Origin of the sequence: Shimia litoralis (assembly GCF_005518135.1) — a bacterium.
Taxonomy (GTDB): domain Bacteria; phylum Pseudomonadota; class Alphaproteobacteria; order Rhodobacterales; family Rhodobacteraceae; genus Shimia_E; species Shimia_E litoralis.
On sequence record NZ_SULI01000003.1, the window covers coordinates 103869 to 127552 of the forward strand.

The window sequence follows — 23684 nt, forward strand, 5'->3', positions numbered from 1 at the left end:
CGCCTGCATATTGGCGACATTCACAGGAGCCGATGTAACCAATGACTCGTTTTTCAGACAAAACCTCGAAGTTCACGGAACGCTTTGCGCCGTCGCTTCACTCTTTTGCGCAAAAGATGCCTTTGTCTCGAAAAAAAGATCCCGCTGACGACGACGCGGATCAATCTCCTCTTCGATTTCACAGTCACCTAGATCGGCTGCATATCCCGATCGCCGACAATACACCCGAGCAAGAGAAATGCGACGAAGTCCAAGATCGTGGCCTTTTTCTGGCCCGCCAAGAGCGCTGGGACGAACTGAGCGAAGCAATCCGGTCTTATGACACGGCGCGCGCAGCGACGGCGACAGGCATGCCGATGGCAGATTTGCTGTTGTTCGGGGCGCGTGCAGATGTGGTGCGCGCTGCAGAACACTCGCTGCTGCATGGGCGGCCCGCCAAAGATTCGGACTTTTTCTCGGGTGTTGAGGCCTTTGAGGGCGTCTTGATGGAAGACCCAGAGAATTACGCCTTGGCGTTGATTGTCGCTCATATGCACATCGACATCGGTTGGGCGTGGCGTGGGGCACGGGCCAACACCGATATCAGCGACATAAATCGCGAAGCATTTGACGCCCATTTCACACGTGCAGCAGACATCTTGCGCGACTTTTGCGCGACTGGCCTTCAATCTCCGGCGTTGTGTGCGGCACGCTGTGCGTTGCTCCCCGGGCACTCCCACCCAGCAAGCCAGTTGGTGCGAGAATTTGAGGGCCTGATTGATCTGGACCCGATGAACCCGCGCCACATGCGATCGTTGGGGAACTATCTTTTGCCACGTTGGTATGGCGATTATGCGCAACTTGACCTGCATGCCCGCCGTATTGCTGCGCGTACCTATGAAAATTGGGGCGCTGGGGCCTATACATGGGTTTGGTTCGACGCGTTGTTGGTTGACCCCAATGGGTTTGGCATGATCGAAGCCGAGTATTTTCTGGAAGGTGTTTATGACATCCTGCGGCTGCGCAAGGACCAGCATACGGCCAACTTGCTTGCCGCGCATCTGTTCCAAAGCTGGCAAACAGCACGGCAGCGATATCATGAATCCGGCACCCAGCCAGAGCTTGCCGCAACCCTGAAACACGGGTTTGAGATGGTAGTGCGGGACCACCTGCGAGAGGTGCACCCCTTGGTGTGGGGTCATGCGGAAATCGGATTTGAAAATACCGCCCGCATTATCTCGCCGGATCGTTTGGCGCAAAAGGGGCGTGAAACCGCCTTGTATGCGGTGGCAATCCCGTTTCTCAACAGCCTGCAAACCGGTCAAACCGTCCGTTTTGAACGCGACGGCATCACCCAAATCAACCCATAGTCCCCCTGCCCCCTTGCTCCTGCAACGGCACTGTCTTAGAACCCGATCCAGTTGCGTTCAAAGGAGTCCTGCAGATGCTTGACCTGACATATGAAACCCCAAAGCCCAAAATCATTGCGGGCGCCAAGCATGACTGGGAATTGGTCATCGGGCTCGAGGTGCACGCGCAGGTCAGCTCCAATGCGAAACTGTTTTCAGGCGCCTCAACCAAGTTCGGGGCCGAGCCAAACAGCAACGTAGCCTTTGTCGACGCCGCCATGCCCGGCATGTTGCCTGTGATCAACGAATATTGCGTAGAACAAGCCGTGCGTACGGGTTTGGGCCTCAAGGCAGAGATCAACCTCTGGTCCGCCTTTGATCGCAAAAACTATTTCTATCCAGACCTTCCCCAAGGCTATCAGATTTCGCAACTGTACCACCCCATCGTAGGCGAAGGTGAAATTCTGGTCGATATGGGCCCCGGCGTGGCGCGTCTGGTGCGTGTCGAACGTATCCACATGGAACAAGACGCAGGCAAATCCATCCACGACATGGACCCCAACATGTCTTTCGTCGACTTGAACCGGACCGGCGTGGCGCTGATGGAAATTGTGAGCCGCCCTGACATTCGTGGACCAGAAGAGGCCGCGGCCTATGTCACCAAGCTGCGCCAGATCCTTCGGTATCTGGGGACCTGTGATGGCAACATGCAAAACGGAAACCTGCGTGCTGACGTAAACGTATCGATTTGTCGTCCCGGACAATACGAAAAATACCAAGAAACACAGGACTTTTCGCATCTGGGCACGCGCTGCGAAATCAAGAACATGAACTCGATGCGCTTTATTCAGGCCGCCATCGACGTCGAAGCCCGTCGCCAGATCGCAATTGTCGAGGGCGGTGGAGAGGTCACACAGGAAACGCGCCTGTATGATCCGGACAAAAACGAAACCCGCAGCATGCGCTCGAAAGAAGAAGCGCATGATTATCGGTATTTCCCCGATCCGGATTTGCTGCCACTTGAAATCGAACAATCATGGGTCGATGCCATCGCCGCGTCTTTGCCCGAGCTTCCAGATGAGAAAAAGGCCCGCTTCATCAAAGACTTTGGCCTGTCTGAGTATGATGCCAGCGTTTTGACGGCGGATGCAGAAAATGCAGAGTACTTTGAAGCCGTTGCCGACGGCCGGAATGGAAAACTCGCTGCGAACTGGGTCATCAATGAACTGTTTGGGCGCCTCAAGAAAGAAGATCACGACATTTCACAATCGCCGGTTTCTCCAACCCAATTGGGCGGCATCATTGATCTGATCTCGTCGGACGCCATTTCGGGCAAGATCGCCAAGGATCTTTTTGAAATTGTGTACACCGAGGGCGGTGACCCGGCAGAGATCGTCGACTCACGCGGTATGAAACAAGTCACAGACATGGGCCCGATCGAAGCGGCGTTGGACGAAATCATCGCGGCCAACCCTGCTCAAGTCGAAAAAGCCAAACAAAACCCCAAGCTTGCGGGGTGGTTTGTTGGTCAGGTCATGAAAGCCACTGGCGGCAAAGCCAATCCAAAGGCCGTGAACCAATTGGTTGCGCAAAAGCTGGCACAATAGATCCCGCTCCTTTCAAGAGCATCATGCGGTGCTCTTGAAACCCCAATTTTTCCGATACATTGACGTGGCGTTGTCACGCTCGCCCCCTCGCCTTGCGCACCCGCTGCGATAAGATGCCCAAATCAGCCGCATTTTCCAGAGGATACACCATGCAGTTTGCTGCCCCTTTTTTGTCAGACCCGATGGAAATTAACCCAGATTGGATCGACTATAACGGTCATCTGAACATGGCATATTACAACGTATTGTTTGACACTGGCGTTGACCATCTCTGGAAGAAAATGGGATTTGGACCAGACTATATCGCCGAGCGCGGTTTCACGACCTTCTCGGCGGAATTTCATGTCTGTTATATCCGCGAGCTGCATTTGGGCAGTCAGGTGCGCGCCTCGTTTCAACTGTTGGACTTTGACGAAAAGCGCTTTCACTTTTACCAGGAATTGCGCCACGAAGACGGATGGGTTGCCGCCACCGGAGAAGGGCTCGGCCTGCACATTGATACCAAAGGTCCCCGTGTTGCTGCCATGCCGGATGACATCTTTCAAAACGTCATCGCGTTGGGCAAAGCCCATGCGCACCTGCCCAAACCCGACCGTGTAGGTCGAACGATGGGCATTCCACGCAAGGCCACCTAGGCCCGCACGCCAAAATCATATGCAGACGAACGCGCCAAACCTTGATATACTTGGTGTATTGAGCAAGTGCAGTGATTATTATGACAGTATATGATTACAAGGTCGTTCCCGCGCCAACCAAAGGCCGCAAGGCGCGCGGCATTCGTGGGTCAGATCAAAAGTTCGCCTATGCGATTGAAACCATCATGAACGAGATGGCCCAGGACGGATGGGAGTTCCAGCGTACCGAGACATTGCCATGCCAAGAGCGGTCCGGTCTGTCGGCTCAACACACCGCCTTTCGCAATGTGATGGTCTTTCGCAAGCCACGCCTGACTGACCTAAGCGCCTTTCAACCACGTCAACTTGAGCGACCGTCGTTGGCGCGCATTGCGGCCTCTAGCCAAGCCCCAGAGACACCCGCGGCGGATCACAGCCCGCCCAGCACCCGCGCCGAGCCAGACAAGGCGCCACCGCTAACCTTGGGACCTGAAAGCCGGGCAGAGGATGACTTCTTTGTCGACCCAGAGGGTCAAAATATCGGCGAGCACCTGCCCATTGCCCTGCGCCGACGGGCAGAGGCTTTGGACGCCGACGGGCCAGATATTGCCGCCGAATAAGTTAGGTGTCGATATCCAGCGCCAGCGCATGAATGCGTCCGACAAGATCTGCGCCAAGTGCTTTGTGAACCGCACGATGACGCGCAACACGGGTCAGGCCCTCAAAAGATTTTGCGCGGATCATCACGTTAAAATGACTCTCGCCACTGCCGGAATGCCCTGCATGACCGCGATGACTTTCGCTATCATCCACCACATCAAGGGCCGTTGGGGCAAAGGCTGTGGTCAGCCGTTCATGAATTTCTTGTGTCACTGACATTTTTTGGCTCCAGCCTCTTCTATCTGCTGACATATAGACTAAACTCTCCGCCTCGAGTCGGAAAGGTAAGACCATGCCCAAACCAGATCCCTTCGGTTTTGATATGTCCGTTTCAACGGCAAAAAAGAAAAATCCACGTGGCCGTCGCGGCATGTCAGGGGAATCCCAGACATCCACGCGCCAGTGCGAACACGAAGGTTGCCAAGAGGCCGGCAAGTTCCGCGCCCCCAAGGCCCCAGATGTCTTGGACGAATTCAAATGGTTCTGCCAAGAACACGTGCGTGAATATAATCTCAAGTGGAACTTCTTTGATGGCACCACCGAAGCAGAGATGAACGCACAGCAATCCAAAGACAAAGTTTGGGAACGCGAAACCAAGCCTATGGGCGATCCCGAAAAACGGGCTTGGGCGCGCTTGGGCATTGAAGACCCGCATCAGGTTCTGGGCGCTAATGCCACTCAGAACCCCGGCAAAGGCGGCGGCGGCGGTCGTCGTTTGCCACCAACCGAACGCCGTGCAATCGAAATTTTGGAAGCCAAAGATCACTGGGCCAAGGCGGAAATCCGCAAGTCCTATAAAAAGCTTATCAAAGTATTGCACCCCGACATGAATGGTGGCGACCGAAGCCAAGAAGAACAGCTTCAAGAAGTTGTCTGGGCTTGGGATCAGCTTAAGGACAGCAAAAGCTTTAGATAAGCGCGGTTTCGAACACGTGAGATTGACGGGCAGAAGGGGCACCCTTCTGCCCGATTTCATTGACACAACACCAATGTATCCACCTGTTGAGCTGTCATACCCAAGGCAATCAACAAGTTTCTGCTTGGCGCGTCCGACTGCGAATTCAACAACGCACGATTGGCGCGTGCGATTGCCTCAAAGCTGCCCGCGCCAAGCATCCCGTCAATGCCTCCGGGGTCAAATCCGCCACGGTCCAAAAGCGATTGTAAGGATCGCGCGACCATTGGGTCACGAAAATCGATCGCGCCGCAAAACGCCGTAGGTGGCACGGCTGCATCTACCCAAGTTGGCAACATCCACCCGGTGTCACCCGAGAGTGCGTTTCTGGCCGCCTTTTGACGGTCCGCCCCGCGCATAAAATCCAACGCCTCGCCCAAGTTTCCCCGTGCGACGTCTTCGGCGAAAATATCTGTATAGTCAGTTTCTTCTTTTGAGCAGTTCGCACCCGAGGGTTCATATATACTCCAAAATTCTTTGGCCCTTGCAGACGGACGACACCCAAGAAAATGCATCGCACAATCGCCAATATTCCGTGTCTCTCCGCAAGAGTCATACACCCATTCACCAAAAGAGGTTTTTGCACCATAGCATACGAACTCTCCGTGCGGGTCATAGGCCACAAAGCTGTCCGACCGGACATCCAACGTCTGAAGTATCTGGGCGTTTGGGTTGCCATATTCTTGCCGATACAGACCTGAACATAACGCAAGCACCCCTGAGCGGTTCAGGGACTTGGCCCGAGACGGCGGGCTTTCGAACACGGTCGCAATCAACTGTAGTTCGGGCACCGACAGATGGTACATCTCGCTCGACAACGTGGCATACATCTGTTCCAGAATCGTCAGATCGACCTTTGCAGCAATAAACTGGCGCACCGCTTCGACCTTCACATCATCAACCAGCTTGATGATCTGCTCTACGCGATCGCTGGAAAATGTATCTTTAGGAAGTGTGACCGCAGGCCGATGCACCCCCAGTTTTGCCGTGTCATGCGCAAAGCGTCGCGAATGAAAATATCCCTCGTATTCAGAGAACCCAGCGAAAAAGATAAAACTACAGGCCGACTCGCAAGTGGCATCCTTGTCTAGAAGGGTAATAAACTGATTTTTCTGGATATACTTGGCGATCTTAAGTGCCTCACTGAGGTTGCCGCCGGGACTGTTGAGCGAAATCACGTTGTTGACCGGGCAATATCCTGCCTCAAGACAATTCAACAATCCACGGGATTGCACGAACTGCGCCAAACGATCTGCGTCGCCCTTTTTGATCATGCCGGAAATTTCGATGACGCGCCCAAACGAAACAGAATAAAACGCCGCATCATCATGGTTAAGGCGCAGAGACCGCTCTACATCAATCGAGAGAATGCGTTCTCCGCCGGATCGGTCCCCACGCCAAAAATAGTATTCAGGAGACTCGTAAAACCTCTCTGTCCTAAGCGGCTGGGTGTCGCCAGAATGGGCCTTGGCCGTCCCTGCCTTGCAGGCATCCCCCGTCCACTGTCCCCCGATATACTCCCATCGGTCCTTGCCGTAGAAATCCAGAGCATTCAGGCTCCAGGGCTTGTAACGCTCAAACATACATTCGTTGCGTACGTCATTTCGTGCCTGAAGTGTAATATCTGCAGCCTTAACCAAAGGCGCATTCAGAATCAAAACAACGGCCAGCCCAATAGCTGCAATGACGTATCGGTTCATAGCCCTCTGCATCGCACAATGACCTTTCAATATGAATAGGGTCATTATGCGCAGGATCAGAAACCAATCAACACGTGCCTCAGGCCGGATGGAACACCAGCGACACCCCGTTCAGGCAATGGCGTTTTCCGGTCGGTTTAGGGCCATCATCAAAAATATGTCCAAGATGACTGCCGCACCGGCGGCAATGACATTCTGTGCGGACCGAAAACAGCCTGTTGTCTTCTTTGGTCCCAATGGCATTGCGTTTGGATTTGTAAAAACTCGGCCAACCTGTGCCGCTGTCGTATTTATGCTTGCTTGAATACAACGGTAAATCGCACCCGCGACAATGATAGGTCCCTTTGTCATAAACCTTGTCCAAAGGCGAGCTGCCAGCCCGCTCTGTCCCTTCTTGGCGCATGACCTTGTACTGGAGCGGCGTCAACATGGATCGCCATTGCGCCTCTGTGTGCGTCACTTCAAACATTTCTTCAGCCGCGCGGACCGCACGGCCAGACCACATCGCCACGCCTATCGCGGCTACTGCACCGCCCAAGACCATTCGTCTTTGCATTGTCTTCTCCCTGTTTGAAATAGAATGTTACAATCCACTGGACACAATGCAATTAACGCCTACGCACGAGGTCGCGAGAATTGTGACAACGCCACGTCGATTTTCACCCTTTCCCTTGCGGCGGATGGCGATATGGTGCAGCACATATTTTGAGAATATTGCCCCGGGATCGCGCCCGGCACGAGAGGAACAGGACAGATGGCTGACAGTTTGATTGATATCACGGCGAAACCAACCGAGGATATTTCGGTACGTGAAGTGTTCGGTATCGACACAGACATGACGGTCAAAGGCTTTGCGGATCATACGGATCGCGTGCCAGAATTGGACCCGACCTATAAGTTTGATCCGGATACCACGATGGCCATTCTGGCAGGATTTTCGCGCAATCGCCGCGTGATGATTCAAGGGTACCACGGCACAGGGAAATCAACCCACATCGAACAGGTTGCCGCCCGCCTGAACTGGCCCGCTGTGCGTGTGAACCTTGATAGCCACATCAGCCGGATCGATCTGATCGGCAAAGACGCCATCAAGCTCAAGGATGGCAAACAGGTCACCGAATTCCACGAAGGCATTCTGCCGTGGGCCTTGCGCAACCCTGTGGCCATTGTGTTCGACGAATATGATGCGGGCCGTGCAGACGTGATGTTTGTCATTCAGCGCGTTCTGGAAACAGACGGCAAGCTGACCCTGTTGGATCAAAACGAAATCATCAAACCGCATCCCTATTTCCGTCTGTTTGCCACTGCAAACACTGTGGGCTTGGGCGACACTACCGGCTTGTATCACGGCACCCAGCAAATCAACCAAGCCCAGATGGACCGTTGGTCTTTGGTGGCCACGCTGAACTATCTTTCGATTGATGCAGAAACCAATATCGTTCTGTCCAAAAGCCCGCATTACAACACCGAAGCAGGCCGCAAGACCGTCAAACAGATGGTCACCGTCGCCGATCTGACACGGACTGCGTTCATGAACGGCGATCTGTCGACCGTCATGTCCCCACGGACCGTCATCACATGGGCAGAAAATGCGGAAATCTTCCGCGACGTGGGCTATGCCTTCCGCCTGACCTTCCTGAACAAATGTGACGAGCTCGAACGCCAGACCGTGGCCGAATTCTATCAGCGCCTGTTCGACGAAGAACTGCCCGAAAGTGCGGCAAGCGTAAGCTTGGGTTAAGTTTCCCACCCTGTCCAATATTCGTGTTGGATGGGGCACAAATCGGGGACGGGTCGAGATTCGGCCAATACCTCGTAGAAGGGGAAGCCAACGGAAAATTGCGGTGTAGTTCTCTATGGATTTTGTCGCCTTTTGGATACTAGAATAATCTCATGAGCAAACGATCTGACAACCCCGCCGATCCGTTCAAAAAGGCGCTGGCCGAAGCCACAAAAGTGATGGCCAACGACCCTGATCTGTCGGTGACCTATACCGTTGATCCATCCGGCGTTTCGGGCGAACAGATGCGTCTGCCCCAAGTCAGCCGTCGCATGACCCGCGACGAGGTGCTTTTGGCACGCGGTACGGCGGACGCGCTGGCGTTGCATCGCAAGTACCACAACGGCGAGACACACGCACGCTATGCCCCCAGCGACGGGATGGCTCGCGACCTTTATGAAGCCTTGGAAACCGCCCGCTGCGAGGCGATGGGCGCGCGTGATATGCCCGGCACTGCGGGCAATATTGATGCCAAAATCGGGCACGAGGCCGCCGGGCGCGGCTATGACAAGCTGACCACGCCTGCAGATGCGCCGCTGCCTGTGGCGGCGGGATATCTGATCCGCCACCTCGCCACCGGACGGGATTTGCCTGCGGGGGCGCAAAACGTCATGGAACTCTGGCGTGACCACATCGAAAAAAACGCTGGTGGCACGCTGGATGACTTGCAAGACATGCTGTCTGACCAGCAGGGGTTTGCCAAATTTGCCCGCCAGATCATCAAGGATCTTGGCTATGGCGATCAACTGGGCGACGACCCTGATCAGACCGACGATCAAGAAGATGATGTAGACGACAGCGCCGAAGAACAGCCCGATCCAGATAGCAGTGGTCAGGATGACAGTCAGGACGACGAGGCCGAAGCCAATCCCGAACAGGCCCAAGACCAGCAACAGGACATGTCCGAGGCTCAGGTCTCGATGGACGAAATGGCCGACGACGAGATGGGCGAAGATGTGGAAATGCCCGAAGGCGAAGCGCCTCTCGAGCCCCCTGCCCCACAGCCGATTTCGGATGCGGACCCGAACTATGTCGTGTTTAACGCTGAACATGACGAAGAAATTCGTGCCGAAGACCTTGCTGAGCCGGTCGAACTGGAGCGGTTGCGCGCCTATCTGGATCAACAGCTCGAGCCACTTAAGGGCGCCGTAAGCCGTCTTGCCAACAAATTGCAGCGTCGCTTGCAGGCCCAGCAAAACCGGTCTTGGGAGTTTGACCTAGAAGAAGGCATTCTGGATGCCGGACGCTTGGCGCGCGTGGTTGCCAACCCGACCACCCCCCTGTCGTTCAAGATGGAAAAAGACACCGAGTTCCGCGACACAGTGGTGACATTGTTGCTGGACAATTCGGGGTCCATGCGCGGACGTCCCATTTCGATTGCAGCGATTTGTGCCGATGTTTTGGCACGCACCCTTGAGCGCTGTAACGTCAAAGTCGAAATTCTCGGTTTCACCACGCGCGCGTGGAAAGGTGGCCAAAGTCGTGAGAAATGGCTCAATGACGGACGGCCGCAAACACCGGGACGTTTGAATGACCTGCGCCATATCATCTACAAATCAGCAGACGCCCCGTGGCGGCGGGCGCGCCCAAATCTGGGATTGATGATGAAAGAAGGGCTGCTCAAGGAAAACATCGACGGTGAGGCGCTTGAGTGGGCACACCGCCGTATGGCTGGCCGCCCCGAAGCCCGCAAAATTTTGATGGTGATTTCAGACGGCGCGCCTGTGGATGACTCGACACTGTCGGTCAATCCGGCCAATTATCTGGAAAAGCACCTGCGCGATGTGATCGCCATGGTGGAACGCCGCAAACAGGTTGAACTGTTGGCCATCGGGATCGGCCACGACGTGACGCGGTATTATGACCGTGCCGTCACCATCACCGATGTCGAACAGCTTGCCGGAGCCATGACCGAACAGCTAGCAAGTCTGTTTGACAGCGACCCGCGCAAACGCGCACGGGTTCTTGGGATGCGCAAAACCGGCTAGCCACTGCGGCCGCGGCCGATTTGGATATATATCACGCGCCCCGAACAGTGCGTACAGAGATGCAAGAACGACCCCAAGTGCGGCACTGCCCCGCTTGGGACGTTTGGGAAGGACCAAATGTACCAGCAGTTTCACGCCACAGCCCAGCCTGACCAAGGACCGCCACGTTTGACAAAACTGCGCCAATATCTGGCCCAGCATGATCTGGATGGCTTTGTCGTGCCGCGCGCTGATGCCCATCAGGGGGAATATGTTGCCCCTCGGGATGATCGCTTGGCATGGCTTACGGGTTTTACCGGATCCGCAGGGTTCTGTGCCGTGCTGCCCAATATCGCTGGCGTGTTCATCGACGGACGCTACCGAGAGCAAGTAAAAGACCAAGTGGCCGAAGTGTTCACCCCCGTGAACTGGCCCGAGACATCGCTTGGGACATGGCTCAAAGACCAGATCAAAGGGCCGGCACGCATCGGGTTTGACCCTTGGCTGCATGCCCCGCAGGACATCGAAACCCTGCAACATAGCCTTGACGCGACCGACATCTCTTTGGTCCCTGTCAACAACCCCGTTGATGCCATCTGGGAAGATCAACCAGACCCGCCGCGCGCGCGTGCCTTCCCGCATCCGCTCGCCCTTGCAGGCGAAAGCCATGGCAGCAAACGCGCCCGTCTGGCATCCGACATGCGCCAAGCAGGCCACAACGCCGCCATTTTGACCCTGCCCGATAGCATCGCTTGGCTGCTTAATATTCGCGGTACAGATATTCCGCGAAATCCGGTTGTGCACGCATTTGCGATTTTGCATGCAGATGGTCAGGTTGATCTCTTTCTCGATCCGGTCAAGCTTGAGGATATGGCTGACCATCTTGGTGCCAACATCCGCGTGCATGTCCCCGAACGGTTTCTGCCGATGTTGTGCAATCTGGATGGCCCTGTTGTCGTCGACAAATCCAGCGTGCCTATGGCCGTCGTGCAGACACTAGAAACCGCTGGCGTGCAGGTTGTTCTGGGAACCGATCCTTGTGTGTTGCCCAAGGCGCGCAAAAACACCACCGAGATTGACGGGGCAATTGCCGCGCATGTACGCGATGGCGCTGTAATGTGTGAATTTCTGTGCTGGTATGATGCCAATGCGCATACTGCACTTAGCGAAATTGATCTTGTCACCCAATTGGAACAGTGTCGGCGCGACACAGGTGCCCTGCGCGACATCAGTTTTGAAACCATCTCGGGCACCGGCCAAAACGGCGCGGTCATCCATTATCGTGTGACCCATGACACCAACCGCATGCTGCAAGACGGCGATCTTGTCGTCCTCGACAGTGGCGGGCAATATCAGGACGGCACCACAGATATCACACGCACCCTGCCAGTTGGCTCCGTTGGTCCCGAGGAAAAAGCCGCCTTTACACGGGTGCTTCAGGGCATGATTGCCGTCTCAAACCTGCGCTGGCCCAAGGGGCTGGCAGGGCAGCACCTCGAGGCCATTGGGCGTTTGCCGCTGTGGCAGGCCGGACAGGATTTTGACCACGGATTAGGTCACGGCGTTGGCTCATATCTTTGCGTCCACGAAGGCCCGCAACGCCTCAGCCGCCTCAGCGATGTGCCCCTTGAGCCGGGCATGATTTTGTCCAACGAACCAGGATATTACCGCGCGGGGGCCTTTGGTATTCGCATCGAAAACCTGGTTGTTGTGCAAGAGGCTGCGTCTATCTCAACCCAAGATGATCATCGACACATGTTAAGCTTTCTGACGCTCACCTTATGTCCGATTGATCGACGCCTCATTGACTTTACTTTGCTTTCAGGTCAAGAAATCCACTGGCTGAACCACTACCATCAAACCTGTCGAACTGTATTAGGACCCCATGTGTCCGAGGACACGTACACTTGGCTAGATCACGCGACTGCGCCGCTTTGACAAAGCAGGAGGTCGCTAGCTGACACACTGTGGTTACATTAATGAGCGACTGTTGCGCACAATACTGGGGAATGAGACATGACTGCGAAGATCACCATCCGAAAGGCTGAGGGAAACTGGACTGTGCGCGCTGGTGGGGCTGTTCTGGGCGAAAGCCATAACGCGCTTGAGTTGAGCGAAGGCACGCTAGAGCCGGTCATCTATTTCCCAAAAGACGACATCGCGATGGCATTTTTGGATGACTCTGATCACAAGAGCCATTGCCCGGCCAAAGGTGATGCGACGTATTTTTCGATCGTCACCAAGAGCCATACGTTGGAAAACGCCGCTTGGTCCTATGAGGACCCGATCGAGGCCGTGTCACGGATCAAAGGGTATTTGGCGTTTTACACCAACGACAAAGTTGCCGTCGAGCGCGTCTAAGACCGCAAACCAACATAGTGATGTGACTGAGGATCCCAATTTGGGGTCCTTTTTTGATTAACTATGTTCTTCGGCTGCTGTTGCTGCCAGTGCGCGGTTGTAGACCTTAAGCGCATCAACATGAAACAATGCCCCCCACAGTTCAGGCGGTTCATTTTCACCAACCAGCGTGATCACAGGGATAAACGTAACTGAAGACTTCTCAAAAATTGGCATAGCGGCCTCTAGCGTGGCATTGCCATCGACATAAATCCCGTCTGCAATCATGTCCCAGCACACGTCATCCGGCGCGGCCAATGGATCCTCTTTCGGGCGCATCACGCGGGCCACCCGAAACATCGACAGCAAATAGGCCTGAGGTCCTGCCGACACATGCACGTTGCGCCTTTCCAGCTGTGTCAGGAAAAACGAGCGGTCGACAAGCCGTGACCCCAAGGCGGTAGAAATGGACACACTGACCATCACCGCCAATCCGGTTTGCCAGTCACCGGTCAATTCAAACACGATCAACGTTGTGGAAATCGGTGCGCCTAACACCGCGGCGGCCACAGCCCCCATTCCTGCAAGCGCATAGAGTGTTAGCGTACCCGAAACCTCTGGAAAGACGCTTGTGGCAATCTGGCCAAAGGCCAAGCCCGTCAAGGCCCCCACCATGAGCGCGGGCGAGAACACGCCCCCGCCCATGCGGCCCGCCATTGTGATCGACACAGCAATCACCTTGAGAATGGCAAACACAATGGCCTCGTGCATCACAAGTTGCCCCGTCAGCGCGGCCGATGTCGTTTCATATCCAACGCCAATGATATGCGGAAACCAGATCGCCAAACCGCCAAGCATCGCGCCCGACACAGCGGGACGCAACCAGCGCGGAAGCCCCGTCCGGTTCTGAATTTGGTTGGCCATGTCTTCGGACCAAAAAATAGTCCACATCAACGCCACAGCGATAAACCCACAGACGCCCCCCAGCATTAAGAAGGCAGGAAGCTCTTGGTAGAACTGAAGCGCACCAGAGGTCGGAAGTGCGAATTCCGCGACATCGCCAAAAGCCAGACGCGAAATGACTGTTCCCGCCACACTTGCAATCACGATGGGCGCAAAGGCATGCACCGCGAAGTGGCGCAGCACAACCTCGAGCGCAAACAACGCACCCGCGATCGGCGCGTTAAATGACGCAGAGACCGCCGCCGCCACAGCACAGCCCAAAAGGTCGCGCCCGGTGATCCCGTCGGCCTTGATCCGGTCGCTGATCCAACTGGAGATTGTGCCCGCAATATGCACCACGGGGCCTTCTCGGCCCGTCGAGCCGCCAGAACTGAGCGTAATAAGCGACGCTGCCGCCGAGGCAAAGCCCTCGCGCAATTCGACTCGCCCCTCGCGCATGGCGGCGCCTTCGATCACATCCGCAACCGAGCGCACCCGTGCATCATCGGTAAATCGATGCAGGATCAGCCCTACAATCAACCCGCCGACGATCGGAATAACCAACAACCAATACCACGGCAGTGTGTGCGCATAGCTATGCAGGTGCGCCAGATCGCTGGTGCCATACAAGGTAGACTGGAGCCACTGAATGCTCTTACGAAAAATCAGCGCGGCAAAACCAGCAGCAACGCCAATCACCAGTGCAATCAGCCAGAATTGAAATTGGCTTGGCCCTTTATCGACAAGCACCTTCCATCCGCCCCGAAACGTGTTCACGGCCTGGCGTGCGCTTTCCGCCAAAAAGGTTCGAATAGAGGTCGCCATAATGGCTCCGGCTTCTCAGTAATATCGTTAGCTTTAGAGGTATTTAGGCCAAACGCAAAGGCTTACTGACGGCGCTCCACCTTGCGGCACCATTTGTCACGCAAGCAAGGCCTGTGCAGCGGCGCGCGCTTCATCGGTAATGGTATCGCCTGCCAGCATACGTGCAATTTCGTCAATCCGGTCGGCCACATCCAGCGCCACGACACGCGAAAACGTTTGCCCCTTCTTGACCTGTTTCTCGACCCGCCAGTGATGCGTTCCCAGCGCTGCGACTTGAGGCGAATGGGTGACCACAAGCACCTGCCCCCCATCTGCCAGCGCAGCAAGCCGCCGCCCCACAGCGTCCGCAGTCGCCCCGCCTACCCCACGGTCGATTTCATCAAAGATCATGGTAAGCCCACTCGCATCCGCCGTCAGACAGACCTTGAGTGCGAGCAAAAACCGGCTCAGTTCACCGCCCGAGGCGATTTTCCCTAGGGGCCCTGCTGGCGCACCTGGGTTTGTCGCAACCGTAAAGGCCACCGTGTCGTACCCGTCCGGCCCTGCGTCTTCTGGTGTGATACAAGTTTGAAAAACTGCGCGCTCCATCTTGAGAGGGGCGAGTTCAGCTGTCACCGCCTTGTCCAGTTTTCCAGCCGATTTATGGCGCGCAGCACTCAAACTTTCGGCTGCTGCACCATAGGCGGTTTCCGCCTCCTGAACGGCCGCTTCAAGATCAGCAATGTCTGCCGTACCCGCATCCAACGCCCCAAGCTTGGCCCGCAGGGTCTCTGCAAACGCATTCAGCTCATCCGGCATCACATCATGTTTGCGCGCCATTCCCCGAATGGCGAAAAGCCGCTCTTCGGTGCGTTCCAGCTCGTGCGGGTCAAAATCCAATGCTTCAAGGCTTCGTTCGATACCGTCCGAGGCATCAGACAGTTCGACCAATGCCCTCTCGAGCGCCGCCATCGGAGCCTCGAGCATATCGCCTGCCCCCTCGAGCGCACTGTCAAGCCAACGCAATGCGTCCCCCATGGCCCCTTCGGCCCCGTCGCCGCCCAACATGCCATGCGCACGGATCACGCTTTCGCGCACACGTTCGGCCCCCTGCATCTGACGACGCCGCACATCAAGCTCGGCTTCCTCTCCCGCAAGGGGGTTCAGCTCGTCAAGTTCGCTCACAGCATGGCGCAGGAACTCTTCTTCGGCCCGTATGGCCTCGACTGCCAGAACCGCCGCCTTGAGGATCTTGCGCGCTTTGCCCAACGTCTGCCACGCCTTGCGGGTTTTCTGCCGCAGGGCGTCGAAACCACCAAAGGTATCCAGCAAATCCCGATGCCCCTTGGCATCCAGCAGCCCACGATCATCGTGCTGCCCATGCAGCTCGATCAAGGTTTCCGAGAGCCTGCGCAGCACCTCGCCGGAACAGCGCCGGTCATTCACCCACGCAGTCTTGCGTCCGTCTTTGGTGTTGATCCGCCGCAGTATCAATTCATCACAGCGCTCGAATCCGGCGTCGTCCAATACGGCTTGGGCCGGATGTGTTTCGGACAGGTCAAAAACAGCGATGACTTCGCCTTGCTCCGCACCGCTTCGCACCAGTTCGGCACGCCCGCGCCACCCCAAAACAAACCCCAGAGAATCCAGCAAAATCGATTTACCAGCCCCAGTTTCGCCAGTGAGCACATTCAGGCCGGGCTGGAACGCAAGCTCCAGCCGGTCAATAATCAACATGTCGCGAATATCAAGCGTACGCAGCATCACCGAGCCTCTTCAGGCAATTGTCCCAAGACAGTTAAAGCCACTTGCCTTGCACGGTCTGACGATAAATTTGGCGCAACCAACCATCGCCGGCGGCCTCGAGTTCGAGACCTCGGCCCTTGAGCAACTTGTAACTATCTTCGTACCAATCCGTGGATCGATAGTTATAGCCAAGAATCGCGCCCGCCGTCTGGGCCTCATCCGTCAATCCGAGTGACAAATATGCTTCGACCAAGCGATGCAGGGCCTCGGGCGTATGCGTGGTTGTCTGGAAGTCTTCGACAACGACGCGGAACCGGCTAATGGCGGATGAGTAATGTTCGCGCCGCAAATAGTATCGCCCGATTTCCATTTCTTTGCCCGCGAGGTGGTCAAAAGCGAGATCGAACTTGAGTCTCGCCGAGTTGGCGTATTCGCTGTCTGGATAGGTTTCAATAACCTTGCGCAGTTCTTGCAGGGCCTGAAAGGTCAGTCCCTGATCCCGGCCGACTTCGTCGATTTGGTCATAATAGCTGAGTGCCAACAGGAACTGGGCGTAGGCAGCATCATCATCTGCAGGGTAAAAATCAATAAAGCGCTGTGCGGCAGCACGGCTTTCTGGATACAACTCTGCTTTGTGATAGGAAAACGCTTGCATGATCAAGGCGCGCTTGGCCCAATCCGAATAGGGGTACAGCCGCTCGACTTCCGAGAAATAAAAGGCTGCATCTTCGGCCTTGTTGCGGCTCAGATCGTATTCTGCGCGGCCATAAAGCTGTTCGGCTGTAAAGGACTCCATGGCGATATCGCCACGGCGTGCCCGATCAGCTGTGCTGCTACTGCACCCGGCGAGAACGGCGACCACTAAGATCGTTCCGACCACCTGAAACCGCGATCTGCCGCCTGTCATGCTGCGCAACCTCTTATTCGAATTTGGTAGACTTTATCTACCCTTTCCAATGCTGTTAGCACAGAAAATTCCGAGGCAAAACGCCTTTGGAAGATTTTAACGGTTTGGGATCAAGCAACAGCGGGAATTTCGCCAAAATGTACGCCCGCGCCAGGCAAGCGTGCCGCAATCGTACGATCACAGTCGACGAAACGATAGGCATCAGGATTGGCGAAAAGTTCACGCAACAACGCATTGGTCAACGAATGACCCGCGCGGATTCCCGTATATTTCCCCAAAATCGGTGCGCCAGCCAAATACAAATCACCCAAAGCATCCAGCATCTTGTGTCGCACAGCTTCGTCTTGATGGCGCAAACCTCCGGGGCTGAGAATATCAGCACCATCCACAACCACCGCATTTTCCAATGTGCCCCCCAGCGCAAGGCCGTTGGCATGCATCTGATCGACATCAATTTTACGGCAGAACGTGCGGCTATCGCAAAGCTCACGCACAAAGCTGCCATTAGCCATCCCCAAGGACTTATCCTGAACACCGATTGCAGCGTCTTCAAAATCGATGTGGAATTCTATGTTCAACTCGTCTGCGGGGGACAATGTCGCGGTTGCATCACCGCGCGTTACTGAAACCGGGCGCAAAATCTCGATGGCACGAACGGTTTCATTCTGCTGCACGACACCCGCTTTGAGGATCACGCGCACGAACTCGGCCGCGCTTCCGTCAAGAATTGGAACTTCGGGGCCATCCAGCTCGATCAAGGCATTATGAACACCCGTCCCAGCCAGCGCCGCCATCACATGCTCGATTGTCGAGACTGTGACGCCTGCTGTGTTTTTGATACGTGTGCACAATGCAGTTTGCTCGACCACATCCCAGCGCGCCGGAAGCATCGCATCACCCAACAAAATATCCGTGCGCCGGAACCAGACCCCATAGTCTGCCGAAGCGGGATGAATTGTCATATGCACCGTCTTACCAGAGTGAAGACCGGTGCCGGAAAAACGGATGGATGATCTAACGGTATTTTGCACGAGTGACCCCGAATGGCTCGACACCCCCCATGGTGCCGCAACTCTGAGGTAGTGGACCCCCTCTCACAACACAATTCAAAGATTGTAACGGTCTGAAACATCTTTGTAACAGAATGGCAAAAACCCGCTTAGCCCTTCGTAAGTCATTGATAAAAAACAAAAAGACCGCCCATCAGGCGGTCTCTTCGTTGACATACTGTATCGAAAATTAATTCGCTTGGCGACGCAAGAACGCAGGAATTTCAATACGCTCTTGGTCTTCGTCCATTTCCGGTTCTGGCTGAACAGCATGCATGCTGGGTTGTTGACGCATTGCAGGCGCAGCAGAGCGTTCTGCTGGCTCAGATGCGCTACCGGTCATACGGTTGATCAGCGAGTTGATACCGAACCGTGGGCGCTCTTCTTCTTGAGCGCGCGGCTCTTGGACTTGAGGTTGCTGTCTTGCAGCGCCGGGAGCTTTGGCCGCGGCAGCGCGCAGGCGCAACATTGCCTCTGGAGAAGGCGTGCCGGGGGCCGGTGCTTTTGGCGCAACAAACGCCTCGGTTTCGTCCTCGTATTGATCAGTATGCGGTTCAAATGCAGCAACCTGTGGCTGATATGCCGGAGGTGGCAAGTCATCGTCCATTTGTGTTGCGGGCTGATAGGCAGGAGCCTCATCTTCGAAGATGTCTTCCATCTGCTCGGATGCTGCCTCGCGTGTCGCGTCGAAATCGCCAAACAACGACGGCTCTTGCGGAGCCTCTGCCACAACCTGCGCTGCAACATCTGCTTCTTCGTAAACCGGCTCTTCAATGGTTTCTGCAACCGGCGCGGTCAGCGGCTTGGCCAAAGACCGGTGTGGACGTGGAAGGTCACTGTTGACGTCAACGGCGTCGATACCTGTCGCAACAACTGACACGCGCATGGCACCACCAAGGCTTTCGTCGAGGGTCGATCCCACAATGATGTTTGCATCTGGATCGACTTCTTCGCGGATACGGTTCGCCGCTTCGTCGAGTTCGAACAGCGTCAAATCGTGGCCGCCAGTGATGTTGATAAGAACACCACGTGCACCGCGCAGGCTGATTTCGTCCAGCAGTGGGTTGGCAATGGCTTTTTCCGCTGCTTGGATCGCACGATCTTCGCCTTCGGATTCACCGGTTCCCATCATCGCCTTGCCCATTTCGTCCATCACGGCACGCACGTCAGCAAAGTCGAGGTTGATCAGGCCGGGACGCACCATCAGGTCGGTGACACCCTTTACGCCTTGATACAGAACATCGTCTGCCATCGAAAACGCTTCGGTAAAGGTAGTCTTTTCAGTCGCCAGACGAAACAGGTTCTGGTTCGGAATAATGATGAGCGTATCGACGACCTTTTGCAGGGCTTCCACCCCGTCTTCGGCCTGACGCATACGTTTGTTGCCTTCGAACTGGAACGGCTTTGTCACAACACCAACCGTCAGAACACCAAGTTCACGTGCGGCTTGTGCAATGATTGGTGCAGCGCCCGTTCCGGTGCCGCCGCCCATTCCTGCCGTGATAAAGCACATGTGCGATCCGGCCAGATGGTCAACGATTTGTTCAATGCTTTCTTCTGCAGCGGCCGCCCCAACGGTCGCACGCGCGCCTGCACCCAAACCTTCGGTGACTTTGACACCAAGCTGGATACGGCTTTTGGACATGCTTTGCTGCAATGCCTGAGCGTCAGTGTTTGCGACAACAAAGTCCACACCGTCGAGCTCTTTTTCGATCATATTGTTGACCGCATTGCCACCAGCGCCGCCAACGCCGAACACTGCGATACGGGGTTTCAGATCAGCCTGTTCGGGCATCATCAGATTCAGAGTCATAAGCTATCCGCCTGTCATTATGCCCGTATTCACGGGTGTTTTTTTGCCTACTCGCGTCCATTATTAGCCAAAGCCACAGGAATCGTCACCAAAAAAAGCGCATTCCACCCCGAAATATAGACACATTTTTGCCGTATTCCGCGAGATTTCGCCCAAAAAGACAGATATTGCGGATTTTGACGGCGCGACACATACACAGCCAAAGGCACGGCCACAAGCCATGTGGTCGCGCTTAGAGAAATATCATGTTCAAAGGCCTCTGCCCGGCCATATGCTTCGCCTTTTCCCGGCGATTGGAAACAATCCTAAAGAAGTTTTCCACAGGCGTCATCCCCTTTTTCAGGGTCACCAGTTGTCCCGAAACCACTTGACCGCACGTCGCAACGACCGGACGGGATAGCGTTCAACCGGTAGATCAAAGTCCCACCATTCGTCTTGCGGGTGTGTCGCAAACAAACACATGCCAACAGCGCTGGCAAATCCAGGTCCTGTGGCCGCCTGTGGCAAGCCGTGAACCCGCATAGGCCGCCCTAGGCGCACCTGCTGGCCCAGAATTTTGCTGGCCAAGCCATCAAGCCCTGGGATCATGCTGCCGCCGCCGGTCAGAACGATTTGCTGACTCGGAAGGTGTTCAAACCCAGCGGCATCCAAACGGGCGCGCACTTCTTCCAGAATTTCTTCGACACGTGGACGCATGATGCCGATCAGCTCGGCACGACTGACCGCACGGCGATCGTGTTCCCAATCTCCGGTATCGCCATCAAGTTCGATCATGTCACGATCGTCCATCCCCGTGGCATGCACCCCACCATAAAACGTCTTGATCCGCTCTGCTGTCGCAGCAGGCACTTGCAACCCCATTGAGATGTCACCGGTCACGTGATCACCCCCCATACGGACCGTATCCGCATAGATCATGTGCTTTTTCATAAAGATCGAAATGCCCGTGGATCCGCCACCCAGATCAATACACGCTGCCCCCAGCTCTTGTTCATCTTCCACAAGCGCTGACATCCCTGACACATACGACGATGACGCGATCCCTGCGAGTTCCAGATCACACCGCTTGACGCAATGTGCAAGATTTTGGACTGCGGCAGCATCAACCGTCAACATATGCATATCAGTTGTGAGTTGCTGCCCCATCTGACCACGCGGATCCCCCAGACCCGACCGATGATCCAAGGCAAAATTCACCGGTTGCGCATGCAACACTTCGCGGTTTTCACCGTATTCCGGCACATCACAGGCCGCCAGAACCCGCGCCACATCCTGTTCGGTAACCACATGACCTTCAAGGTCGATGGCGCCAGCCAGCCCATAGGATCTGGGGTCTGCACCAGAAAAACATGCAATCACGTGATCCACACGGACCTTGGCCATTTTTTGTGCAGCTTGCACGGCGGTCCGGATGGCGCTTTCAGTTTCTTGCATGGCGTTGATTTCACCAAAACGCACACCGCGCGAGCGCGTTGTCGCAACGCCAATCACCCGAAAGCCGGATTGACCGGCCATACGACCAATCCCTTCGACCTCTAGCATCTTGTCACTGCCATCAAAGCGCAGCACCAAACAGGCGATTTTGGAACTACCGACATCCAAAATGGCCACCACGCCACGCTGCATGGCGACTTTGCGCATATTCCGCATGGCGCGCTGTGTTTCATATAGCTCGATCATTGCTCTGTCTTTCCAACTTGTATCTGCCGGATACGCCACCATTCTTGAACCGATCGCTCTGCGATACGGATCGTTGGACGTGCAGCAAGCCGCATGTCCACTATTTCCAAATCCCGTGACAGGATGTCTTGTGCCTGATTTAGGGCGATCACCCGTTCAAAAGCCTGAACAGCGCCATCTTCGGGCAAACGAATGCGCTGGCCGCGATCCAAAACCACATCCCACCGGCGCTCGCCGACGCGGACAAAGCCGCGCACGCGCGATGTCAACGGCCCTGCTGCAGCCACCAGAGCCAAGGCCTCCTGAACCCGAAGCTCGGCACCTTCGCCGGCCATCAACGGCAGATCAGGATGCAGTGCACGTGCCCGTGCACGCGCCACCACAAAACCTTCTTCATCGACCAATTCCAAACCATAGCGTGTCCGCCACAGAATAACCGGATCGCGTTCACTGACGGTCACCTGCATAATACCACCGGGCCGAATGCGCACGGTTGCGCTGGCCACGGCGGGCAGCTCCATGATGCGTTGCTGCACCTGAGCCAAATCAAGATCAAAAGAACTGAGCGGGAAATCAATCGGGACAATTTCACGAATATCTTCTGATATGCCCGTGCTTGCGCCGTCAATGGCCATCACATTGACCATAAATTCCGGTCGCGTTTCGATGCTGGTGCGCACCTCGTTGACCTTGATCGTCAATTGCTCGCGGCGCTCTTCATCGGCAAGCCAAAGCCCCGCCGCGCCAAACACAAGGAAAAACGGAAGAAGCACGCGCAAACTTAGTCGGAAAAACGGCGTCAACATCAAGCGCTGATACCGATAGGACCAACGCGACGGGGCCGGATCGCATTTCGAGCCTACCTGTTGCATGACGCATCCTCGACCATCCATGCACAAAATTCGGCAAACGTCATACCGATCTCTTGAGCTTGCTCGGGCGACAATGACGTCGGCGTCATGCCGGGTTGGGTATTTGTCTCTAGCAGCACAAGGCCATCGAGCCCGCGCGCTTCGTCCCAACGAAAGTCCGTGCGACTTACCCCACGACAGCCCAAAGCGTTATGCGCCACAACGGCGAACTTTAGACAGGCTTGGTAAATCTCAGCGGGGATATCAGCAGGCACAACGTGACGCGATCCACCCATTTTGTATTTCGCATCATAATCATACCAGCCATCTGTGAGGATATCTGTCACAGCCAGCGCCCGATCACCCATGACCGTGGTCGTAAGCTCGCGGCCGGGCGCATAGGTTTCCACCATCACCATGTCTGGCATGTCATCCGACAATTGCGGGGGAGAATTCGCGGCCTCGTTGACAAGGTACACCCCAACGGAAGAGCCTTCGTTATTCGGCTTCACCACATAGGGCGGGTTTAACACGTGGCGCGCCTTCACATCGTCACGCGGCGCGATCACACTTTCCATTACGGGCAAGCCAGCCGCGCGAAACACATCTTTGGAGCGCTGCTTGTCCATCGCCAAAGCAGATGCCAACACGCCGGAATGCGTATAGGGCAAGCCCATCCATTCAAGAATACCCTGCACACAGCCATCTTCGCCCCAACGCCCATGCAAGGCGTTAAACACAACATCCGGTTGAATCTCTGCGAGGCGCAAAGCCAGATCGGGGCCTGCATCGACCTCGACCACTTCATACCCGCCATCCCTCAGTGCAGCCACGCATTCGCGTCCAGACGCCAACGACACCTCGCGCTCAGCTGAGGGGCCGCCCATCAATACCGCAACTTTGGGGTTTGCCCTGCTCGACATACCCTTAGTGCCTCAATG

Annotated in this window: 20 protein-coding genes; 9 read left to right on the top strand and 11 right to left on the bottom strand. The window is 55.7% G+C overall.

Translation table 11 applies throughout. From position 1 onward, the window contains the following. The first annotated feature begins 41 nt into the window (after positions 1 to 41). The 4 genes from FAP39_RS03975 (at position 42) to FAP39_RS03990 (ending at position 4169) form a co-directional block, all read left to right on the top strand. Positions 42 to 1349, top strand: a complete 1308-nt coding sequence (locus tag FAP39_RS03975; RefSeq protein WP_138015090.1) for a hypothetical protein — start codon at positions 42 to 44, stop codon at positions 1347 to 1349. Positions 1350 to 1423: 74 nt separating this feature from the next. Then, positions 1424 to 2935 (top strand): Asp-tRNA(Asn)/Glu-tRNA(Gln) amidotransferase subunit GatB, encoded by a 1512-nt coding sequence (gene gatB / locus FAP39_RS03980; RefSeq protein WP_138015091.1) that lies wholly within the window; start codon positions 1424 to 1426, stop codon positions 2933 to 2935. A 149-nt stretch (positions 2936 to 3084) separates the two neighbouring features. Continuing rightward, positions 3085 to 3570: a thioesterase family protein gene (locus FAP39_RS03985; protein WP_138015092.1), complete on the top strand. Its 486-nt coding sequence runs from the start codon at positions 3085 to 3087 to the stop codon at positions 3568 to 3570. Between the two features lie 80 nt (positions 3571 to 3650). After that, positions 3651 to 4169 (top strand): DUF4177 domain-containing protein, encoded by a 519-nt coding sequence (locus FAP39_RS03990; RefSeq protein WP_138015093.1) that lies wholly within the window; start codon positions 3651 to 3653, stop codon positions 4167 to 4169. Position 4170: 1 nt separating this feature from the next. Here FAP39_RS03990 and FAP39_RS03995 read toward each other — a convergent pair whose 3' ends face one another. Continuing rightward, positions 4171 to 4428, bottom strand: a complete 258-nt coding sequence (locus FAP39_RS03995; RefSeq protein WP_138015094.1) for a BolA family protein — start codon at positions 4426 to 4428, stop codon at positions 4171 to 4173. Between the two features lie 73 nt (positions 4429 to 4501). On the opposite strand from FAP39_RS03995, the gene FAP39_RS04000 reads away from it, so the two are divergent. Beyond that, the gene (locus tag FAP39_RS04000) at positions 4502 to 5125 is read left to right on the top strand and encodes a DnaJ domain-containing protein (RefSeq protein WP_138015095.1); all 624 of its coding nucleotides are present in this window, start codon (positions 4502 to 4504) and stop codon (positions 5123 to 5125) included. Between the two features lie 56 nt (positions 5126 to 5181). Here the strand turns inward: FAP39_RS04000 and FAP39_RS04005 are convergent, their stop codons facing one another. Next, the gene (locus FAP39_RS04005) at positions 5182 to 6864 is read right to left on the bottom strand and encodes a COG3904 family protein (protein ID WP_138015096.1); all 1683 of its coding nucleotides are present in this window, start codon (positions 6862 to 6864) and stop codon (positions 5182 to 5184) included. 79 nt (positions 6865 to 6943) lie between these two features. Continuing rightward, the gene (gene msrB / locus FAP39_RS04010) at positions 6944 to 7420 is read right to left on the bottom strand and encodes a peptide-methionine (R)-S-oxide reductase MsrB (protein WP_138015097.1); all 477 of its coding nucleotides are present in this window, start codon (positions 7418 to 7420) and stop codon (positions 6944 to 6946) included. A gap of 198 nt (positions 7421 to 7618) precedes the next feature. Between msrB and cobS the strand changes: the two genes are divergently transcribed. From cobS to FAP39_RS04030, 4 genes are all read left to right on the top strand, one after another. Beyond that, positions 7619 to 8605, top strand: coding sequence for a cobaltochelatase subunit CobS (gene cobS / locus FAP39_RS04015; protein ID WP_138015098.1), 987 nt, complete (start codon positions 7619 to 7621; stop codon positions 8603 to 8605). 152 nt (positions 8606 to 8757) lie between these two features. Next, a complete protein-coding gene (gene cobT, locus FAP39_RS04020; RefSeq protein ID WP_138015099.1) occupies positions 8758 to 10632 on the top strand; it encodes a cobaltochelatase subunit CobT in 1875 nt (624 codons plus the stop codon). 117 nt (positions 10633 to 10749) lie between these two features. Further along, positions 10750 to 12549: an aminopeptidase P family protein gene (locus FAP39_RS04025; RefSeq protein ID WP_138015100.1), complete on the top strand. Its 1800-nt coding sequence runs from the start codon at positions 10750 to 10752 to the stop codon at positions 12547 to 12549. Positions 12550 to 12627: 78 nt separating this feature from the next. Next, on the top strand, positions 12628 to 12972 hold the full coding sequence (locus tag FAP39_RS04030) for a DUF427 domain-containing protein (protein ID WP_138015101.1): 345 nt from the start codon (positions 12628 to 12630) through the stop codon (positions 12970 to 12972). 57 nt (positions 12973 to 13029) lie between these two features. On the opposite strand, the gene FAP39_RS04035 is transcribed toward FAP39_RS04030, so the two are convergent. The 8 genes from FAP39_RS04035 to FAP39_RS04070 all read right to left on the bottom strand — a co-directional run bounded on the left by FAP39_RS04035 (position 13030) and on the right by FAP39_RS04070 (position 23666). Beyond that, positions 13030 to 14718 carry a chloride channel protein gene (locus FAP39_RS04035; RefSeq protein WP_138015102.1) on the bottom strand — a complete coding sequence of 563 codons (1689 nt, stop codon included), beginning with the start codon at positions 14716 to 14718 and terminating at the stop codon, positions 13030 to 13032. A gap of 96 nt (positions 14719 to 14814) precedes the next feature. Next, positions 14815 to 16461: a DNA repair protein RecN gene (recN, locus tag FAP39_RS04040; protein ID WP_138015103.1), complete on the bottom strand. Its 1647-nt coding sequence runs from the start codon at positions 16459 to 16461 to the stop codon at positions 14815 to 14817. A 34-nt stretch (positions 16462 to 16495) separates the two neighbouring features. Further along, positions 16496 to 17350, bottom strand: a complete 855-nt coding sequence (locus FAP39_RS04045) for an outer membrane protein assembly factor BamD (protein WP_138015104.1) — start codon at positions 17348 to 17350, stop codon at positions 16496 to 16498. 110 nt (positions 17351 to 17460) lie between these two features. Next, entirely contained in the window at positions 17461 to 18381 is a 921-nt protein-coding gene (gene lpxC / locus FAP39_RS04050) for a UDP-3-O-acyl-N-acetylglucosamine deacetylase (protein WP_138015105.1), read from the bottom strand. Between the two features lie 208 nt (positions 18382 to 18589). Then, the gene (ftsZ, locus tag FAP39_RS04055) at positions 18590 to 20212 is read right to left on the bottom strand and encodes a cell division protein FtsZ (RefSeq protein ID WP_138015106.1); all 1623 of its coding nucleotides are present in this window, start codon (positions 20210 to 20212) and stop codon (positions 18590 to 18592) included. Positions 20213 to 20557: 345 nt separating this feature from the next. Further along, positions 20558 to 21892, bottom strand: coding sequence for a cell division protein FtsA (ftsA, locus tag FAP39_RS04060; RefSeq protein ID WP_138015107.1), 1335 nt, complete (start codon positions 21890 to 21892; stop codon positions 20558 to 20560). Beyond that, entirely contained in the window at positions 21889 to 22764 is an 876-nt protein-coding gene (locus FAP39_RS04065; RefSeq protein ID WP_138015108.1) for a cell division protein FtsQ/DivIB, read from the bottom strand. The genes ftsA and FAP39_RS04065 overlap by 4 nt, the downstream gene beginning before the upstream one ends. Continuing rightward, complete coding sequence (locus FAP39_RS04070) at positions 22752 to 23666, bottom strand: D-alanine--D-alanine ligase (protein ID WP_138015109.1); 915 nt, start codon at positions 23664 to 23666, stop codon at positions 22752 to 22754. The genes FAP39_RS04065 and FAP39_RS04070 overlap by 13 nt, the downstream gene beginning before the upstream one ends. Positions 23667 to 23684 lie beyond the last annotated feature (18 nt).

Excerpts from the sequence above, each read along its gene's own strand:
- FAP39_RS04065 (WP_138015108.1), bottom strand. The coding sequence starts at position 22,764 with ATGCAACAGGTAGGCTCGAAATGCGATCCGGCCCCGTCGCGTTGGTCC.
- FAP39_RS03975 (WP_138015090.1), top strand. The coding sequence starts at position 42 with ATGACTCGTTTTTCAGACAAAACCTCGAAGTTCACGGAACGCTTTGCG.
- ftsA (WP_138015107.1), bottom strand. The coding sequence starts at position 21,892 with ATGATCGAGCTATATGAAACACAGCGCGCCATGCGGAATATGCGCAAA.
- gatB (WP_138015091.1), top strand. The coding sequence starts at position 1,424 with ATGCTTGACCTGACATATGAAACCCCAAAGCCCAAAATCATTGCGGGC.
- FAP39_RS04070 (WP_138015109.1), bottom strand. The coding sequence starts at position 23,666 with ATGTCGAGCAGGGCAAACCCCAAAGTTGCGGTATTGATGGGCGGCCCC.
- FAP39_RS04005 (WP_138015096.1), bottom strand. The coding sequence starts at position 6,864 with ATGAACCGATACGTCATTGCAGCTATTGGGCTGGCCGTTGTTTTGATT.
- msrB (WP_138015097.1), bottom strand. The coding sequence starts at position 7,420 with ATGCAAAGACGAATGGTCTTGGGCGGTGCAGTAGCCGCGATAGGCGTG.
- FAP39_RS03990 (WP_138015093.1), top strand. The coding sequence starts at position 3,651 with ATGACAGTATATGATTACAAGGTCGTTCCCGCGCCAACCAAAGGCCGC.
- FAP39_RS03985 (WP_138015092.1), top strand. The coding sequence starts at position 3,085 with ATGCAGTTTGCTGCCCCTTTTTTGTCAGACCCGATGGAAATTAACCCA.
- FAP39_RS04000 (WP_138015095.1), top strand. The coding sequence starts at position 4,502 with ATGCCCAAACCAGATCCCTTCGGTTTTGATATGTCCGTTTCAACGGCA.
- FAP39_RS04045 (WP_138015104.1), bottom strand. The coding sequence starts at position 17,350 with ATGACAGGCGGCAGATCGCGGTTTCAGGTGGTCGGAACGATCTTAGTG.
- recN (WP_138015103.1), bottom strand. The coding sequence starts at position 16,461 with ATGCTGCGTACGCTTGATATTCGCGACATGTTGATTATTGACCGGCTG.
- FAP39_RS04030 (WP_138015101.1), top strand. The coding sequence starts at position 12,628 with ATGACTGCGAAGATCACCATCCGAAAGGCTGAGGGAAACTGGACTGTG.
- FAP39_RS04025 (WP_138015100.1), top strand. The coding sequence starts at position 10,750 with ATGTACCAGCAGTTTCACGCCACAGCCCAGCCTGACCAAGGACCGCCA.
- FAP39_RS04035 (WP_138015102.1), bottom strand. The coding sequence starts at position 14,718 with ATGGCGACCTCTATTCGAACCTTTTTGGCGGAAAGCGCACGCCAGGCC.
- cobT (WP_138015099.1), top strand. The coding sequence starts at position 8,758 with ATGAGCAAACGATCTGACAACCCCGCCGATCCGTTCAAAAAGGCGCTG.
- FAP39_RS03995 (WP_138015094.1), bottom strand. The coding sequence starts at position 4,428 with ATGTCAGTGACACAAGAAATTCATGAACGGCTGACCACAGCCTTTGCC.
- ftsZ (WP_138015106.1), bottom strand. The coding sequence starts at position 20,212 with ATGACTCTGAATCTGATGATGCCCGAACAGGCTGATCTGAAACCCCGT.
- cobS (WP_138015098.1), top strand. The coding sequence starts at position 7,619 with ATGGCTGACAGTTTGATTGATATCACGGCGAAACCAACCGAGGATATT.